Genomic DNA, 15,675 nt, shown 5'->3' with positions numbered 1-15,675 from the left:
GCGGCCCTACCCGCGCTTGGGCGCCCCCGCGGCCGGCGGGGCTTCCCCCGGCAGCACGAAGATCTGGCCCGGGTAGATCCGGTTCGGGTTGCGGATCTGGGCGTGGTTGGCGCCGAAGATCAGCGTGTAGCGCGTGCCCCGCCCATAGGCCTTCCGGCTGATGGTCCAGAGATTGTCGCCGCGCACGACGGTGGCGGTGTTCACCGCGGACACGAACACCGTGCTGGGGCCCTGAGTCGGTTCGGGGCGGCCCGCCGCGACGACGGGGACCTGCGGCTTCGGGGCCGGCGGGGCGAGGGCTCCATCGACGGCGGGCGTCGTCGCGGCGGGGACCGCCGAGGCCTCGCGCGTCGCCGCCGCCACCGTGGCGACGGAGCCCCGCGGCGCCTTCCTGACCTCGGCCGCCGCCGCGGGCGCGGTGTCGAGGGTCGACGGGACCGCGAAGGTGACCTCCGAGCGGGTCTTCACCGTCCCGGTCGCCGGATCGACCTGATCGATCCGCACCCGGTAATCGCCCGGGCGCACGCCGCGCCCGATCGCGAAGGCGATGCGGCCGTCGGCGCCCGCCTGGCCCGGCGCGACCAGCGTGTCGTTGAGGTAGAGCCGCAGATTGGCCTGCGGTGCGCCCTGGGCGCTGACGTAGAGCTTGCCGCCGGCCTCGGCGTCGACGCTGGCGATGCGGATCGGCGTCGCGGCGGGGGGCACGACCGCGACCGCGGGGACCGCCTCAGGAACCGGCATGGGCGGCTTCGCCGCCTCCGCCGCCTCGGGCTGCGACAACACCGCCGTCGCCCTGCCCGGCGCGCTCACCGCCACCAGCGGCTTGGTGGTGCGCTCGGGCGAGACCGAGACCACGGCGCTCTCCGGCCCCGTCACGCGGGTGCCGTCCGGCGCGACGCTGCGCAGGCTGATCTCCTGGCTGCCCACCGGCAGGAGCGGGGGCACCAGCACGAACTGGCCCGCCAGGTCGGCCGTGGTGCGGGCGAAGACCTCGCCGTTGCGCAGAAGCTCGACCTCGGTGCCGGGCGCGGCGCGGCCTGCGACGACGCTGTCGCCCGCCGGCTCCACCCGGATCACGTCGAAGCTCGGCGCGCGGGCCGGTTCGGCCGGCGCCGCGGGACTCGCGGGCAAGGCCGCGCGCTGCGAGGCCGGCGGGGCCGGTTTCGAAACCGCGGCCGGCGCGGGGGCCGTCCCGATGGACAGGAGGCGGGTCCCGCTCGTGACGACCCCGATGAGCACCACACCGCTCACGAGCCCGACGCCCGCGAGGAACACGCCCCGCTGCAACTCCGCCGTCATGGCGTTCCACTCCTGAACGCGCGGATCCGGGGGACCCGCGCGCGGCCATTCGCCTCCTGGTCGACAACCTCGGTCGATCCCCGCCATATTATCAGGCATGTCCAGAAGACACCAAACTGCGGTGCCCCTCATCCTTGGACCGGATCTTGCGCCGTGCGGACGTCCCGCTCCGGACGGGCCGGGGACGGGGGACGCAGCGGAACGGCGCGGAGCATTGATGCGGACGGTTTGCGTGTATTGCGGCTCGGGCTTCGGCGCCGATCCGATCTTCCGGGATGCCGCGACGGCGCTCGGCCACTCCCTCGCCGCGGCCGGCATCGGCCTCGTCTACGGCGGCGGCAATGTCGGGCTGATGGGCACCGTGGCCCGCGCGGTGCTCGACGGCGGCGGCCACGTCACGGGCATCATCCCGGACTTCCTGAAGTCGCGCGAGCGGATGCTCGACGACGTGCAGGAGACGATCGTCGTGCACGACATGCACACCCGCAAGCGCCTGATGTTCGAGCGCTCCGACGCCTTCGTGGCCCTGCCGGGCGGCATCGGCACCCTGGAGGAACTCGTCGAGCAGATGACCTGGGCGCAGCTCGGCCAGCACACCAAGCCGATCCTGCTCCTGTCGGTGGCGGGATTCTGGACGCCGTTCCTGGCGCTCCTCGACCACATGCGGGAGACCGGCTTCATCCGCGAGGGGCTCGATCCGCACTACCTGGTGGCGCAGAAGCCCGAGGACGTCGTGCCCCTCCTCACCGACGCCGCGCGCCGGGCGCCGGCCCGTCCGGAGGCCGATGCGCTGGTCGAGGAACGGTTCTAAAAACAGCTGGGGATAACGGGCGGGAGGCGGCTCATCATCCGCGCGCGGCGGCTCCGGGAAGCCGGCGCGGGCGCGGAACATGGTGCTGCGCGTGGGCTTCCTGATGGGTCCGGCCCGTGACGTCCGATCCGGGCGCCACGCGGCACGGCCACGTGTCGCTGAGCAACATCGAAGTGCCGGAGACGCGTTCGATCGAGGAGCGAGGCGGATGCCGGGGGCACCGTGCCGATCGGGCATCACGCCCGGACGCTATGATGCCCGATCGACGCTCCGCGATTGCGGAGTTCGGCGTCGCTCGAGCGCGCGGTGCCCGATCCTGCGCCATGGGCCTGACGATCCGGCGTCCGGAACCGGCCTTTCGGAAGCTCGTCACTCCTCCAGGAACGCAAATCCCATCGTGCGGGCGTGATAGTACAGGCCGCCATCCTGCACGATCAGGAACCGGGCGAGGCCGCCGCCCGCGTTGTGGTGGGAATGCGGTGCGCCCGGCGGCGTGACCAGCGTCGCCCAGGGGCTCCAGTCGCAGCGGACGCCGTCGACGGTGGAGAAGCAGCGTTCGCCCGCCACCGCCAGGGTGATCGCCGCCGAATTGTGCCGGTGCGCGCGCTGATGCGTGCCGCCCGGCAGCGTGTTCAGCGACAGGGTGAGGGTCGGCAGCAGGTTGCGGCTCGCCTCCAGCCCATCCGTCGAGAAGATCAGCGCGTGGCCCGAGGTCGAGGCATTGGCGGTCGCGGAGACGATCAGGGCGAGCTGGCGCTCGATCTCGGCGGCCGGGTAATGCACCGGCGCCACCGGGGCGCGGGGGGCCTGCGAGGCGTCGTGGGCGAGCTGCGGCTCGTTGCTGACCACCCACAGGACCGCCCGGGTTCCGGCCGCGTGCACCACCGGGACGCCGCCGGGCAGCAGCAGCACGTCGCCCGCGCCCCAGCGCAGCACCTCGCCGCCGACGCGGGTCTCGCCGGTTCCGGCGATGACGAACCAGATCGAGCCCGTCGCGGCCCAGGCGCAGGTGAGGTCGTCGCCCGCCGCGATCGCGGCGTAGCGCGCGAGCATCAGCGGCGTCGTGGCCGGGAAGGGGCTCGCCATCGCCGCCGACTGGTCGCAGGCGATGAAGCCGGTCGGCGCGTCCGGGGCGAGGGCCCGGGCCGCCTCGTCGGTGAAGACCCGGCCGGGCACCGGCGGCAGCTTGATGTTGAAGGCGTTGCCCGAGTTGAAGAAGCGCGCCCGCGCCTGCGCCGGACCGGCGGGCGAAGCCGGGTGCTGCACGGGCAGGTCGGCCATGTCGATCGGCGCGGCGGCGCGGATCGCGGGGGAGGCGGTCATCGGGCGGCTCCATCGGAAGCGGCGAGGGGAAGCGTGTCGGCGAAGGCGAGATCGGCGAGCACCCGCCCGAGCACCGCGGCCCCCGCGGCGAGGTCGGCGGGCTCGGTCCATTCGGCCGGGGCGTGGCTGATCCCGTCCCGGCAGGGGATGAAGATCATCGCGCTCGGGCAGAGGCCGGCGAGGTGGCGGGCATCGTGGCCGGCGGCGGAGAGGATCGGCATCGCCCGGATGCCGAGATCCCGGGCCGCCTGCCCGATCCGGGCCTGGAGCGCCGGATCGAACCCGTTCGAGGGCGCATCGACGAGCGGCGTCACCGCGGCCTCGCAAGGAGCGGCCTCCCGCGTGCAGAGCGGCGCGATCCGGGCCCCGGCGGCGGCGAGCACGGCATTGTCCGGGTGGCGCAGGTCGATGCTGAAGCGCACCTCGCCGGCCACCACCGAGGGAGCGTTCGGCGCGACCTGCACCCGCCCGATGGTGAACTTGACCGCCGGGTCGATCCCGCCGACCGCGCGGTCGAGGGCGCTCGCGCAGCGGGCGAAGGCCGCGACCGCGTCCCGGCGCTCGGCCATCGGCAGGGTGCCGGCATGGCCCTCGGCGCCGGAGAGGCGCACCACATAGGTCTTCTTGCCCTGGATGCCGGTGACGATCCCGACCGGGCAGGCGGCGGCCTCGAGAAGCGGCCCCTGCTCGATGTGGAGTTCGAGATAGGCCCCGGCCGATCCGAAGGGGCGGCGGGGGAGGTCGGGGAAGGCGGCGAGGAGCCGGTCGAGATCCTCGCCGACGCTGATTCCCTCCGCGTCCCGGACCGCCCGGATCGCGTCGAGGCTGCGCGCTCCGCAGAACACCTCCGAACCCATCATGCCGGGGGCGAAGCGGCTGCCCTCCTCGTTCATCCAGGCCACGACCGAGACGTCGCGGGCCGGCCGTTCGCCGGCTTGCGCCAGCACCGTCGCGGCTTCGAGGGCCGCGAGCACCCCGGCCGCCCCGTCGAAGCGCCCGCCGGTCGGCTGGGTGTCGAGGTGGCTGCCGACGAGCACCGGGGCGGCCGCCCGGTCGCGGCCGGGGAGCGTCAGGAACAGGTTGCCGGCCGCATCCGTCGCCGGCTCCAGCCCGGCCTCGCCTCCCCAGCCGATCACCCGGCGCCACGCCGCGATCTCGCCCGGGGTCAGGGCCTGGCGGTCGACGCCGCCGCCCGGGATGGCGCCGATCTCGGCGAGCGCCATCAGGCGCCGCCAGAGCCGGTCCGGATCGATCGCGGGCGCCATCAGGCGGTCCGCATGATCTGCCCGGGCAGGGCCCGGGGGTCGCGCGGCAGCCAGCGCCCGGCCTCGACCTGGGCGATGAACTCGGCCAGGAGCGCGTTGAAGGCGGCGGGCTCCTCGAGGTTCAGGGTATGGCCGGTCTTGGGGAAGACCGAGAGGCCGCAGGCGGGAATCGTCTTCTTCAGGAAGATGCCGGGCTGGAGGCAGTGGTCGTCCTCGTCGCCCACCACCACCAGGGTCGGCACCGCCATGCGCTTCAGCGCGTCCTCCAGATCGTAGAACGAGGGCCGGCGGGCCTGGACGCCGCGCATGGTCAGGGCCGCGCCCCGATCCGAGTGGGTGGCGAGGCGCTCGGCGAAGTCCTGCCAGCCGCGCGGGTCCTTGTTCTGGAACTGCACCCGGCTCGCCCCGAGGGCGTAGATCTTGGAGAACTCCTTGGCGCCCCGGCGCTCGAAATTCTCCGCCACCTCCAGGGAGACGCCGCGGAAATACGCCTCGAACTCCTTCTCGCAGCCGTAGCCGGCGCCCGCCACGGTGAGCGAGAGCGCCCGCTCGGGGGTGCGCAGGCCGACATGCACGGTGCAGAACCCGCCCATCGAGAGGCCGACGATGTGCGCCTTCTCGATGCCGAGCCCGTCGAGCACCGCCACCGCGTCGTCGGCGGCGATGGCCTGCGAGTAGGAATCCAGGCTCTCCGGCACGCCGGACGGCGGATAGCCCCGCGCCGCGTAGGTGATGCAGCGGTGCCGGCGGCTGAAGAAGCGCAATTGCGGCTCCCAGCTCGCGTGGTTGCCCCCGAATTCGTGGATGAACAGGATCGGGGTGCCTTCCCCCGCCTCCTCGACGTGGAGCGCCACGCCGTCCCGGGTCGTGATGATCATGGGTCGTCTGGGTCCGTCAAAACTGGGGTGGCAGGTCGTTGAGGGTGCGGGCCTCGGCCGCGAGCGCGGGCAGGAGATCGCAGAACTTCTCCACCCACGGCGTCGGCACCGAGGTCGAGACCTTCACGAAGCGGTCGCCGAAGCGGGCCGTGTGATAGGTGCCCTGCCGGATCATGATGCCGTGGCGGCGGTAGCACTCGACCAGGGCCTCGGGCCGGATGCCGGCGCCCACCGTCTCCAGCACCAGGAAGTTGCCGTGCGAGGGGAAGACCGGCAGGGCCAAGCCCTCGACCCGGGCCGCCGCCTCGCGGATCATCGCCTTGTTGGCGCGGTCGACGCGGCGCACCTCGGTCATCCAGTCGGACTTCACCGCGAGCCCCGCCGCGGCGGCGCGCTGGGCGATCACGCTCGCGCCGAGCACGCTCGTCGTGCGCCCGGCGATCTCCTCGAACAGGGCCGGCGCCGCGACGAGGGCGCCGATGCGCAGGCCCGCGAGGCCGAGCCACTTCGAGAAGCTCAAGGAGACCACCGCGCCCTCCGGCGCCGCATGGAGCGCCGGATGATGGCCGTCGGCGAAGTCGCGATAGGTGCAGTCGTGGACGAGGAGCGCGCCGCAATCGCGGGCGATGGCCGCGAAGGCCTCGATCTCCTCGCGGGTGTAGCGGATGCCGAGCGGGTTGTTGGGATCGACGAGGTAGATGATCGCGGTGCGCTCATCGACGTTGGCCCGCAGGGCCTCGGGCGTGAGCCGGTAGTTGCAGGCGGGATCGTAGATCGGGATCTCGATCACCGTGGCGCCCTGCTGCTCGGCGAACAGGCAGGGCCATTTCCAGGTCGGGTCGGTGGTGACGAAGGTGGTGCCGGGGCGGCAGCGGGCCCGGCAGACCATCGCAAGCGCGTTCACGCCGCCCTCGGTGACCAGGGCCTCGGCCCCGGGCGTGCCGAGATCGGCGACGATCGCGGCGCGCAGGGCCTCGAAGCCGAGGGGCGGCGCGTAGGCGTTGAAGGCGCCCTCCTCGATCGCCCCGATCATCGCGGCGCGCACCGCCGGATGGGCCTCGATGTGGTTGGTGTTCTGCCCGAGCCAGATCAGGCCGGGCGTCGCCGAGAGGGCGTCGAAGTAGCGGTTGCGGGTGAGCGCGGCGGACATCGGCGGGAATCCCTCAGATCACCGAGCCGCGGGCGGCGATGCCGCCGTCGATGGTGACCACCGTGCCGGTGATGTAGGCGGCCCGCGGCGAGGCCAGGAAGGCGCAGAGGTCGGCGACCTCCTCGGAGGTGGCGGGGCGCTTGCCCGGATACTTGTCGAACAGTTCCTGCCAGCGCGCCTCGTCGCCGAGCATGTCGATCGCCTTGCGCTTCATGATCTTGAGCATGCGGTCGGTGGCGACCGGGCCGGGATTGACCGCCACCACGCGCACGCCGTGGTCGAGGCTGCGGCCACCGAGCGCCTTGGTGAAGGACATCAGGGCCGCGTTGCCGGTGGAGCCGGCGATGTAGCTCGCGTCCCAGTTCTCGCCCGAATTGCCGATCACGTTGAGGATCACGCCGCCGCGGCCCTTCAGGCGCGGATAGTACAGGCGCGACAGCGTGATGTAGCCGAAGACCTTGAGGTCGAAGCCCCGCCGCCACGCGGCGTCGTCCAGCACCTCGAGCGAGCCGGCCGGGATGTCGCCGGCATTGTTGATCAGGATGTCGATGTCGCCCACGGCGGCGGCGAGATCCTCCATCGCCGCCGTGCTGGAGAGGTCGAGGGCGTGGACGGTGACGCGGACGCCGTGCTCGGCCTCCAGCGCGCGCTTGGCCTCCTCCATGGCGGCGCCGTTGCGGGCCGCGAGGTGGAGGTGACACCCCTCCGCGGCGAGCACCCGGGCGACGGCGAGGCCGATGCCCTTCGAGGCGCCGGTGATCAGGGCGGTCTTGTCGGTGAGGTCGAGATGCACGCGGGTCTCCCGGGGCGCGAGTTCGGTATGCAAAGATCAGCAATTTGCATACCAACCGTGCCGCCGGTCACTCGAAGGCCGCCAGGAAGTCGAGGAGGTTGTCGCCGAGCAGGGCGACGTGATCGCGCATCGCCTTGTGGGCGGCTTCGGGATCGTGGGCGAGGATCGCCCGCATGATCGCCTCGTGCTCGCGGATCGTGTCGCCCATCCGGTTCGGCATCCGCGTGACGCGGCGGCGATAGGCGGCGACCTGGTTGCGCAGGCGCCGGGTCTGGTCGGCCAGGAAGGCGTTGCGGGAGGCCTCGTAGATCGCCTCGTGGAACTCCTGGTTCACGTCGTAGAAGGCGTCGGCGTCCTGCCCGTCCACCAGGGCGGCAAGCCGTTGATGGATCGGCTCGATCGTCGACCGCCAGCCGGGCGCCACGCGCCGCGCGGCGAGCCGGGCGCACAGGCCCTCCAGCTCCGCCATGACCTGGAACATCTCGATGAGCGCGTGCGCCCCGATGGTGCGCACCACCGCGCCTTGCCGCCCGCGCAGCTCGACGAGGTTGCTGGCGGCGAGCAGCCGGAACGCCTCCCGCACCGGCGTGCGCGACACCCCGTGGCGCAGGGCGATCTCCTGCTCGTCGAGGCGGCTGCCGGGTTCGAGATGCCCGGCCGCGATGGCGGCTTCGAGCTGCTGGCGCAGGCTCTCGGCCAGGGTCAGGCCCGGGACCGGAGCCGCCGGCTGGCGCCCCTCCTCGATCCGGATGGCGCCATTTTGTGCACGCGGTGCCATATCATGCATCTCTTATGTCAGTGTTTGTATACATAGGAGCCATCACCGGATCGTCTCCGCCCCCGCCACCGCCCTTGCGCGCCCTTGCGGGCCGCCGAGGACGCCTAGCCAGAACCGTACCGCGCCCGTCTTTCCCCATCCTGGCACATCCGTTGCAGAGACAGCGCCAGCACGGCCGCCCGTCAGGCATGCCTGAAGCGGCCCTCGTTATACAAGAAGCGGAAAGGTGCCTCTCGTGCGGGCCATGCTGCGACACAAGGACGACGCGCTGATCGCCGAGCCGCCCCCGGCGGCCGGGGCCGCGCCGCTGATCGAGCTCAAGGCCGTCGGCAAGACCTTCGGGCCGGTCAAGGCGCTCTCGGGCTTCTCGGCCACGGTCGGGCGGGGCGAGTTCGTCACCGTCGTGGGACCGAGCGGCTGCGGCAAGAGCACCCTGTTCAACATCGTGGCGGGGCTGGAGGAGCCGGATCCCGGCGGAGCGCTGCGCTTCGAGGGGCGGAGCTGCCACGCCGCCGACCTCCTGGGGCAGGTCTCGTTCATGCCCCAGCGCGACCTGCTGCTGCCCTGGCGCACGGTGATCGACAACGCGATCCTGGCCCTGGAGGTCGAGGGGACGCCCCGCAAGGCGGCCCGCGCCGAGGCCCTGCGGCTCCTGCCGGAATTCGGCCTCGCCGGGTTCGAGGGGCAGTACCCGCACCAATTGTCCGGCGGCATGCGCCAGCGGGTGGCGCTGATGCGCACCTTCCTGTTCCGCCGCGACCTGATGCTGCTCGACGAGCCGTTCGGCGCGCTCGACGCGCTCACCCGCACGATGATGCAGCGCTGGCTGCTCGACGTCTGGCAGCGCCACCGCCGCACCATCCTGTTCATCACCCACGACGTGGACGAGGCGATCTTCCTCGGCGACCGGGTGCTGGTGATGACCGCCCGGCCGGGCGCGGTGAAGCTCGAACAGCGCATCGACCTGCCGCGCCCGCGCCGGGCGGACCTCGTCACCGCCCCCGAATTCATCCGCCTCAAGCGCACCCTCCTCGAAGCCATCGAGGAGGAGAGCATGAAATCCTTCCAGATGCCGCAGGAGAAGGCCCGATGAGTGCCGGTCTCGACCTCCGCCCGTCCGATGCCGCGCGCCGCTGCGCCCCCGCCGAGTGGGAAGCCCGGGTGGCGCTTGCCGCCTGCTACCGCATGGTGGCGAAGCTCGGGATGGACGACCTGATCTACAACCACATCTCGGCGCGCGTGCCGGGGCAGGACGGCGCGTTCCTGATCAACCCCTACGGCCTCCTGTTCGACGAGATCACCGCGTCGAGCCTCGTGAAGATCGACGTCGACGGCAAGATCCTCGACGAGACGCCGCACACGGTGAACCTCGCCGCCTTCGTGATCCACGCGGCGATCCACAAGTCGAGCCACGACGCGGCCTGCGTGCTGCACACCCATTCGGATGCGAGCGTCGCGGTCTCGGGCCAGGAGAAGGGCCTGCTGCCCCTGAGCCAGTTCGCCATGCGGTTCTACGACCGGCAGGCCTTCCACGACTACGAGGGCGTGGCGATCGACCTCGACGAGCAGACGCGCCTCGTGCGCGATCTCGGGCCCCACAAGGTCATGCTGATGCGCAACCACGGCATCCTGACCGTGGGCCGCACGCCCGGCGAGGCGTTCATGCTGCTCTACTACTTCGAGCGCGCCGCCCGCATCCAGCTCGCCATGCAGGCCGCGGCCGCGGCCGGCGCCGCCCTGGTGATCCCGCCGCACGAGGTCTGCGAGCGGGCCGCCCGCCAGTTCTGGGAGCTGAAGGGCGACATCCTGATCCCCGGCGAGCGCGAATGGCCGGCGCTGATGCGCCAGCTCGACCGCACCGATCCCTCCTACCGCCACTGACCGACCCGGAGAGCCCCGATGCTGAAGCGCCGCCACCTCCTCGCCGCCTGCGCCGCCCTGATGCTGGCCGGCCCCGCCGCCGCCGCCGAGCCGGTCAAGGCGTCGCTGCGCCTCAAATGGCTGCCGCAGGCCCAGTTCGCCGGGTTCTACGTCGCAGTCCAGAAAGGCTACTACAAGGCGGAGGGGATCGACCTCACCATCAACCCGGGCGGGCCGAACCTGCTCGCCGAGAACCTCGTCGCCACCGGGGCCGACACCTTCGGCCTCTCGGGCGGCAGCGACAGCGTGCTCGCCTCCCGCGACAAGGGCCTGCCGGTGGTCTGCATCGGCGTCGCGCACCAGATCACGGCCTTCGTCTTCGTCGCCCGCAAGGACGGGCCGGTGAAGACGCTTCCCGACTTCAAGGGCCGCACCGTCACCACGTGGTTCACGGGGGCCAACCACGTCCTCAACGCCGTCCTGGCCAAGGAGGGCATCAGGCCCGACGAGGTGAAGATCCAGCCCCAGCAGGTCAGCGTCACCCCGTTCGTGGACGGGGCCGTCGATGTCGCCACCGCCACCTACTACAACGAACTCTACACGATCCAGAGCCGCGTCGGCCGGGACAACCTGCGCACCTTCGTGCCCGAGGATTACGGCATCACCTTCCCGCGCGACACGCTGATCGTCTCCGAGGCGACCCTGAAGGACAAGCCCGATCTGGTGAAGGGCTTCCTGCGCGCCTCGATCAGGGGCTGGAGGGACGCCTTCGCCGATCCCAAGGGCGCGGTCGACACCGTGATGGCGATCGCCCCGACCCTCGACCGGGCGCATCAGGACTTCATGCTCACCGAGGTGAAGCGCCTGATGACCGCCGGCGCCGCCAAGGAGAAGGGCCTGTTCGCCATCGACCCGGATGCGATCGCCAAGGCCCACGACCTCCTGCTCCAGGCCAAGGTCATCGCCAAGCCGGTCGATCTCAAGGCGGCCTTCGACGCCCGCATCATCGACGGCCTCGCCGCCGCGGACCGCCAGCTGTGAGCGCCGCCCCCGCCCTCGCGGCCGTCGCGCCGCCGGCCGGCGGCGGCCTCCTCGCCCGGCGGATCGGCGGGCGGGTGCTCGCCCTCCTCGCGGTGGCGCTCGCCTGGGAGGGGCTGGTGCTCCTCCTCGGCATCCGGCCGTTCTACCTGCCGCGCCTGTCGAGCGTGCTCGCCGCCATCGCGGCGACACCGGGGGCCTACGCCGCGGGCTTCCTGCGCACGCTCGCCGAGACCCTGATCGGCTTCGTGGCCGGCGGCGCCTTCGGGGTGCTGATCGGCCTCGCCTTCCTGCGGATGCGCACCGTGCGCGAACTCGTCTTCCCGCTCTTCGTGGTGTCGCAGACCATTCCGGTCATCGCCTTCGGGGCGCTGGTGGTGCTGTGGTTCGGCAACACGCTCCTCGCCAAGGCGGTGATCGCCTTCTACCTCACCTTCTTCCCCGTGACCGTGAACGCGCTGATCGGCCTCGAATCCGTCGATCCGCGCCAGATCGCCCTGATGCGCAGCTTCGGCGCCTCCCCGCGCCAGATCCTGCTGCGGCTGCAACTGCCGAGCGCCCTGCCGCAGATCTTCGTCGCGCTCCGGCTCGCCGCCTCGCTCAGCCTCGTCGGCGCCATCGTCGGCGAGTGGTTCGGCGACACGACCGGCCTCGGCGTGCTGCTGCTCCAGGCGATGTACACCGAGAACGTGGTGGCGATCTGGGCCGCCCTGCTGGTCTGCGCGCTGCTGGGCACCGGCTTCTACGCCGCGGTGGCGTTCCTCGAGCGCCGCCTCGTGTTCTGGGGAGCCGAGCAATGAGCGCCGCCCCGTCCCGCGCCGTGCAGCGCGGCATCCTCGGCGCGCTGCTGCTGATGGGCCTGTGGGAGGGCGTCGCCCGCGGCTTCGCCCTGCCGGCCTACATGCTGCCGGCGATGAGCGACGTGCTCGCCGGCGTCTGGTCCCAGCGCGCGCTCCTCACCGAGGCCGCCGCCTACACCCTGTCCGAGGCGCTCCTCGGCTACGTCCTCGGCAGCCTGATCGGCATCGGGCTCGCGGTCGGCCTCTCGCTGCTGCCGCAGGTCCGCGGCGGCGTGGTCGCGGCGGTGACGGCGGTGAACTCGGTGCCGGTGGTGGCCTATTCGCCGCTGATCCTGCTGTGGTTCGGCATCGGCGTCGCCTCGAAGGTGGTGATGGTGGCCTTCACCGTCAGCTTCACGGTGTTCCTCTCGACCCTCGCCGGGCTCGACCGGGTCGACCGCCGCAGCGTCGACCTGATGCGCAGCTTCGGGGCCGGGCGCCTCGCCCTGCTCTGGCGCCTGCGCCTGCCCACCGCCCTGCCGCTGATCCTCGCGGGCCTGCGGGTCTCGACGGTGCGCAGCATCATCGTGGCGATCGTCACCGAGATGCTCGGCGCCTATGGCGGCCTCGGCTGGGTGATCTACCAGGCGGTGCTGCAGATCGACTTCGTGCAGGTGTGGTCGGCGATCGTCGTCGCCTCCGCCGCGAGCCTCGCCTTCTTCGGCCTCGTCAGCCTCGCCGAGCGCCGCCTGCTGTTCTGGAAAGCCGCATGACCCAGCCCCGCCAGATGCATCTCGGCCTGTTCCTCCTCGGCACGGGCAGCCACGTCGCCGGCTGGCGCTATCCCGGCGCCGTCGACAGCTTCCAGGACCTGGCCGCGATCCAGGAGATCGCCCGCACCGCCGAGCGCGGCTGCTTCGACCTGATCTTCATCGGCGACAACCTCTACGCCGATCCGGCGGCGCACCCCTCCTACACCCTGCGCTTCGAACCCCTGACCCTGCTCTCGGCGCTCGCGGTCACGACGCGCCACATCGGGCTCGGCGCCACGGTCTCGACCACCTACGCCGACCCGTTCACGGTGGCGCGGGCCTTCGCCTCCCTCGACCACCTGAGCGGCGGCCGGGCCGCCTGGAACGCCGTGACCACGGCGAACCCGGCCACCGCCGCCAATTTCGGCACCACCCACCCGGACCATGCCCGCCGCTACGAGCGGGCGGGCGAGTTCCTCGACGTGGTGAGGGGCCTGTGGGATTGCTGGGCCGACGACGCCGTGGTGGCCGACCGCGGAACCGGCCTCTACATCGACCCGGCCAAGCTGCGCGCCCTCGATCACGACGGCCCGTTCTTCACGGTCAAGGGGCCGCTCAACATCGGCCGCTCGCCGCAGGGTCACCCGGTGGTGCTCCAGGCCGGCGGCTCGGAGGCGGGCCAGGACCTCGCCGCGCGCACCGCCGACGTGGTCTTCTCCGTGGTGCAGGATCTCGACGAGGCCCGCGCCGCCTATGCGAGCCTGAAGGCCCGCCTGCCCCGCCACGGGCGGCGCCCGGAGGACGTGACCGTGCTGCCCGGCGTGATGCCGGTGGTCGGGCGCACCGAGCGGGAGGCCTTCGACAAGCTCGCGGTGCTCCAGGGCTTCGTCAGCGGGCAGAACGCCCTCGCGCTGCTCTCCGACCGCCTCGGCCAGGACATGTCGGCCTACGACCTCGACGGGCCGATCCCGGACATCGCCCTGCCCGACAGCTACCACAGCTTCGCCCGGGTGATGCTGGCCAAGGCCCGCCGGGACGGCATGACCCTGCGCGACCTCTACAACCTCACCGCCGCGGCCCGCGGCCACTGGGTGCTGTGCGGCTCCGCCGACACCGTCGCCGACACGCTCCAGCACTGGTTCGAGACCGGAGCCGCCGACGGTTTCAACGTGATGCCGCCCTATTTCCACGAGGGCTTCTCCGACTTCGTCGATCTCGTGGTGCCGCGGCTCCAGGAGCGCGGGCTGTTTCGCCGGGACTACGCGGGCACGACCTTGCGCGACCGTCTCGGCCTCGCCCGCCCGGTCCGGTAGAAGGGGGACCCGTCATGGCCGATTCCCTCGCCGACGACTTCCGGCTGTCGATGCGCCGCCTCGCCGCGACCGTCTGCATCCTCACCTGCGCGGAGGAGGGGGCGTGGTTCGGCATGGTCGCGACCTCCGTCGCCGCCGCCTCCCTGGAGCCGCCCGCGCTGACGGTCGGCGTGAACCGGTCCGCCAGCATCCACGACCCGATCCGGCGCACGCGGCTCTTCGGCGTGAACCTGCTGCGCAGCCATCACGACGCGCTCGCACTGGCCTTCACCCGCGCCCCGGCCGAGCGCTTCGCCGAGGGCCGGTGGCGGAGCGGGCCGGAGGGGCTGCCGCTCCTGGCGGACGCGCAGGCGAGCCTCGTCTGCGCGGTCGATGCCGAATTGTCCTACGGCAGCCACACCCTGTTCGTCGGCCGGCTGGCCGGGGCGGCCGTCGCCCCCGCGGTCGATCCGCTGCTCTGGCAGGATGGCGGCTTCGCCGTCGGCCGGCCGCTGCCCCTGCCGGCGTGACGGCCGGGCCGCGCGGATCAGGGCCCGCCGAAGAAGGCGATCCGGGTGAGCAGCGTGTAATCCGCCTCGGCGGCCATGATGACGACGAAGATCAGGATCGCCACCGGGGGCACGAGGATCGCGTAGATCAGGGCGAGCCGTTCCCAGGCGAGGTGCATGAACACCGCCACGATCAGCCCCGCCTTCACGATCATGAACAGCAGGATGAGGCTCCAGCGCAGGGCGCCCTGGAGGTGGAAGAAATCGACGAGGTAGGAGCAGGCGCTCAGCACGAACAGCCAGCCCCAGACGAGGAGATAGAGCCGGACCGAGTGGCTCTCGCCCGTCGAGTGGCTCTCGGTCGGCCCGTGGCCCGCGACCGCGTGCATCCGATCCCTCCTACCAGAGATAGAACAGGGCGAAGATGAAGACCCAGACGAGATCGACGAAGTGCCAGTAGAGGCCCGCGATCTCGACGTTCTCGTAGCGCCCGCGCTGGCTCGTGAAGAAGCCGCGCCGGCCGGTCTCGAAATCCCCCCGCCAGACCTTGCGGGCCACGACCAGGAGGAGGATGACCCCGATGGTCACGTGGGTGCCGTGGAACCCGGTGATCATGAAGAAGGCCGAGCCGAACTGGTGCGCCCCCCACGGATTCGTCCAGGGCCGGACGCCCTCGTGGATCAGCTTCGTCCACTCGAAGGCCTGCATGCCCACGAAGGTGGCGCCGAGGAGCGCAGTGACGAGCATCAGCAGCGCCGTCCGGCGCCGGGCGTGCCGGTAGCCGAAGGCCACCGCCATCGCCATCGTGCCGCTGCTGGAGATCAGCACGAAGGTCATGATGGCGATCAGGATCAGGGGCAGCTTGGTGCCGGCGATCTCGAGCGAGAACACCTCGCTGGCATTCGGCCAGGGCACCTCCGTCGACATCCGCACCGTCATGTAGCCGATCAGGAAGCAGCCGAACACGAAGGTGTCGCTGAGGAGGAAGATCCACATCATGGCCTTGCGCCAGGAGGCGCCCGCGAAGGCCTGGCGGTCGGCGGCCCACTCGCCCGAGAGGCGCCGCCACCGGGTCGGCGGCCGGGCCGGGGGCCGATCCGTGGAGGGCAGCGGGCGAAAGACGGTCTCGGTCATGCGAGCCTCGCGGC

At 72.0% G+C, this 15,675-nt stretch carries 17 protein-coding genes; 8 read left to right on the top strand and 9 right to left on the bottom strand.

From position 1 onward, the window contains the following. Positions 1 to 6: 6 nt before the first annotated feature. Positions 7 to 1,299 (bottom strand): LysM peptidoglycan-binding domain-containing protein, encoded by a 1,293-nt coding sequence (locus tag ACE101_RS10755; protein ID WP_379128993.1) that lies wholly within the window; start codon positions 1,297 to 1,299, stop codon positions 7 to 9. A 217-nt stretch (positions 1,300 to 1,516) separates the two neighbouring features. Between ACE101_RS10755 and ACE101_RS10750 the strand changes: the two genes are divergently transcribed. Continuing rightward, positions 1,517 to 2,110 carry an LOG family protein gene (locus ACE101_RS10750; RefSeq protein ID WP_379128991.1) on the top strand — a complete coding sequence of 198 codons (594 nt, stop codon included), beginning with the start codon at positions 1,517 to 1,519 and terminating at the stop codon, positions 2,108 to 2,110. A 369-nt stretch (positions 2,111 to 2,479) separates the two neighbouring features. Here the strand turns inward: ACE101_RS10750 and ACE101_RS10745 are convergent, their stop codons facing one another. The 6 genes from ACE101_RS10745 to ACE101_RS10720 form a co-directional block, all read right to left on the bottom strand. Then, a complete protein-coding gene (locus tag ACE101_RS10745) occupies positions 2,480 to 3,433 on the bottom strand; it encodes a cupin domain-containing protein (protein WP_379128988.1) in 954 nt (317 codons plus the stop codon). Further along, the gene (locus ACE101_RS10740) at positions 3,430 to 4,698 is read right to left on the bottom strand and encodes a Zn-dependent hydrolase (RefSeq protein ID WP_379128985.1); all 1,269 of its coding nucleotides are present in this window, start codon (positions 4,696 to 4,698) and stop codon (positions 3,430 to 3,432) included. Before ACE101_RS10740 ends, ACE101_RS10745 begins: the two co-directional genes overlap by 4 nt. Then, complete coding sequence (locus tag ACE101_RS10735) at positions 4,698 to 5,576, bottom strand: alpha/beta fold hydrolase (RefSeq protein ID WP_379128981.1); 879 nt, start codon at positions 5,574 to 5,576, stop codon at positions 4,698 to 4,700. Before ACE101_RS10735 ends, ACE101_RS10740 begins: the two co-directional genes overlap by 1 nt. A 16-nt stretch (positions 5,577 to 5,592) precedes the next feature. Next, the gene (locus ACE101_RS10730) at positions 5,593 to 6,726 is read right to left on the bottom strand and encodes a pyridoxal phosphate-dependent aminotransferase (RefSeq protein ID WP_379128979.1); all 1,134 of its coding nucleotides are present in this window, start codon (positions 6,724 to 6,726) and stop codon (positions 5,593 to 5,595) included. A 13-nt stretch (positions 6,727 to 6,739) separates the two neighbouring features. Next, positions 6,740 to 7,519 carry an SDR family oxidoreductase gene (locus tag ACE101_RS10725; RefSeq protein WP_379128976.1) on the bottom strand — a complete coding sequence of 260 codons (780 nt, stop codon included), beginning with the start codon at positions 7,517 to 7,519 and terminating at the stop codon, positions 6,740 to 6,742. 67 nt (positions 7,520 to 7,586) lie between these two features. Then, on the bottom strand, positions 7,587 to 8,297 hold the full coding sequence (locus tag ACE101_RS10720; protein WP_379128973.1) for a GntR family transcriptional regulator: 711 nt from the start codon (positions 8,295 to 8,297) through the stop codon (positions 7,587 to 7,589). Between the two features lie 244 nt (positions 8,298 to 8,541). On the opposite strand from ACE101_RS10720, the gene ACE101_RS10715 reads away from it, so the two are divergent. Genes ACE101_RS10715 through ACE101_RS10685 form a run of 7 tightly spaced genes read left to right on the top strand, consistent with a single transcriptional unit; the run spans position 8,542 to position 14,548 of the window. Next, positions 8,542 to 9,390: an ABC transporter ATP-binding protein gene (locus ACE101_RS10715; protein ID WP_379128971.1), complete on the top strand. Its 849-nt coding sequence runs from the start codon at positions 8,542 to 8,544 to the stop codon at positions 9,388 to 9,390. After that, a complete protein-coding gene (locus ACE101_RS10710) occupies positions 9,387 to 10,178 on the top strand; it encodes a class II aldolase/adducin family protein (RefSeq protein ID WP_379128969.1) in 792 nt (263 codons plus the stop codon). The genes ACE101_RS10715 and ACE101_RS10710 overlap by 4 nt, the downstream gene beginning before the upstream one ends. An 18-nt stretch (positions 10,179 to 10,196) precedes the next feature. Continuing rightward, on the top strand, positions 10,197 to 11,198 hold the full coding sequence (locus ACE101_RS10705; protein ID WP_379128966.1) for an ABC transporter substrate-binding protein: 1,002 nt from the start codon (positions 10,197 to 10,199) through the stop codon (positions 11,196 to 11,198). Continuing rightward, complete coding sequence (locus tag ACE101_RS10700) at positions 11,195 to 11,995, top strand: ABC transporter permease (RefSeq protein WP_379128963.1); 801 nt, start codon at positions 11,195 to 11,197, stop codon at positions 11,993 to 11,995. Before ACE101_RS10705 ends, ACE101_RS10700 begins: the two co-directional genes overlap by 4 nt. Next, positions 11,992 to 12,747: an ABC transporter permease gene (locus ACE101_RS10695; protein WP_379128960.1), complete on the top strand. Its 756-nt coding sequence runs from the start codon at positions 11,992 to 11,994 to the stop codon at positions 12,745 to 12,747. Before ACE101_RS10700 ends, ACE101_RS10695 begins: the two co-directional genes overlap by 4 nt. Next, positions 12,744 to 14,039: an LLM class flavin-dependent oxidoreductase gene (locus tag ACE101_RS10690; RefSeq protein ID WP_379128957.1), complete on the top strand. Its 1,296-nt coding sequence runs from the start codon at positions 12,744 to 12,746 to the stop codon at positions 14,037 to 14,039. Before ACE101_RS10695 ends, ACE101_RS10690 begins: the two co-directional genes overlap by 4 nt. 14 nt (positions 14,040 to 14,053) lie before the next feature. Beyond that, positions 14,054 to 14,548 (top strand): flavin reductase family protein, encoded by a 495-nt coding sequence (locus ACE101_RS10685; RefSeq protein ID WP_379128954.1) that lies wholly within the window; start codon positions 14,054 to 14,056, stop codon positions 14,546 to 14,548. 17 nt (positions 14,549 to 14,565) lie between these two features. On the opposite strand, the gene ACE101_RS10680 is transcribed toward ACE101_RS10685, so the two are convergent. Further along, a complete protein-coding gene (locus ACE101_RS10680) occupies positions 14,566 to 14,916 on the bottom strand; it encodes a cytochrome C oxidase subunit IV family protein (RefSeq protein ID WP_379128951.1) in 351 nt (116 codons plus the stop codon). A 10-nt stretch (positions 14,917 to 14,926) separates the two neighbouring features. Then, positions 14,927 to 15,661: a heme-copper oxidase subunit III family protein gene (locus ACE101_RS10675; protein ID WP_379128949.1), complete on the bottom strand. Its 735-nt coding sequence runs from the start codon at positions 15,659 to 15,661 to the stop codon at positions 14,927 to 14,929. Positions 15,662 to 15,675 lie beyond the last annotated feature (14 nt).

Origin of the sequence: Methylobacterium carpenticola (assembly GCF_042748905.1) — a bacterium.
Taxonomy (GTDB): Bacteria; Pseudomonadota; Alphaproteobacteria; order Rhizobiales; family Beijerinckiaceae; genus Methylobacterium; species Methylobacterium carpenticola.
This window is presented reverse-complemented; position numbering and strand designations above follow the sequence as displayed.

Coding starts and splice junctions, on each gene's coding strand:
- ACE101_RS10690 (WP_379128957.1), top strand. CDS start 12,744: ATGACCCAGCCCCGCCAGATGCATCTCGGCCTGTTCCTCCTCGGCACG.
- ACE101_RS10705 (WP_379128966.1), top strand. CDS start 10,197: ATGCTGAAGCGCCGCCACCTCCTCGCCGCCTGCGCCGCCCTGATGCTG.
- ACE101_RS10740 (WP_379128985.1), bottom strand. CDS start 4,698: ATGGCGCCCGCGATCGATCCGGACCGGCTCTGGCGGCGCCTGATGGCG.
- ACE101_RS10710 (WP_379128969.1), top strand. CDS start 9,387: ATGAGTGCCGGTCTCGACCTCCGCCCGTCCGATGCCGCGCGCCGCTGC.
- ACE101_RS10745 (WP_379128988.1), bottom strand. CDS start 3,433: ATGACCGCCTCCCCCGCGATCCGCGCCGCCGCGCCGATCGACATGGCC.
- ACE101_RS10695 (WP_379128960.1), top strand. CDS start 11,992: ATGAGCGCCGCCCCGTCCCGCGCCGTGCAGCGCGGCATCCTCGGCGCG.
- ACE101_RS10685 (WP_379128954.1), top strand. CDS start 14,054: ATGGCCGATTCCCTCGCCGACGACTTCCGGCTGTCGATGCGCCGCCTC.
- ACE101_RS10720 (WP_379128973.1), bottom strand. CDS start 8,297: ATGGCACCGCGTGCACAAAATGGCGCCATCCGGATCGAGGAGGGGCGC.
- ACE101_RS10755 (WP_379128993.1), bottom strand. CDS start 1,299: ATGACGGCGGAGTTGCAGCGGGGCGTGTTCCTCGCGGGCGTCGGGCTC.
- ACE101_RS10715 (WP_379128971.1), top strand. CDS start 8,542: ATGCTGCGACACAAGGACGACGCGCTGATCGCCGAGCCGCCCCCGGCG.
- ACE101_RS10735 (WP_379128981.1), bottom strand. CDS start 5,576: ATGATCATCACGACCCGGGACGGCGTGGCGCTCCACGTCGAGGAGGCG.
- ACE101_RS10680 (WP_379128951.1), bottom strand. CDS start 14,916: ATGCACGCGGTCGCGGGCCACGGGCCGACCGAGAGCCACTCGACGGGC.
- ACE101_RS10730 (WP_379128979.1), bottom strand. CDS start 6,726: ATGTCCGCCGCGCTCACCCGCAACCGCTACTTCGACGCCCTCTCGGCG.
- ACE101_RS10750 (WP_379128991.1), top strand. CDS start 1,517: ATGCGGACGGTTTGCGTGTATTGCGGCTCGGGCTTCGGCGCCGATCCG.
- ACE101_RS10675 (WP_379128949.1), bottom strand. CDS start 15,661: ATGACCGAGACCGTCTTTCGCCCGCTGCCCTCCACGGATCGGCCCCCG.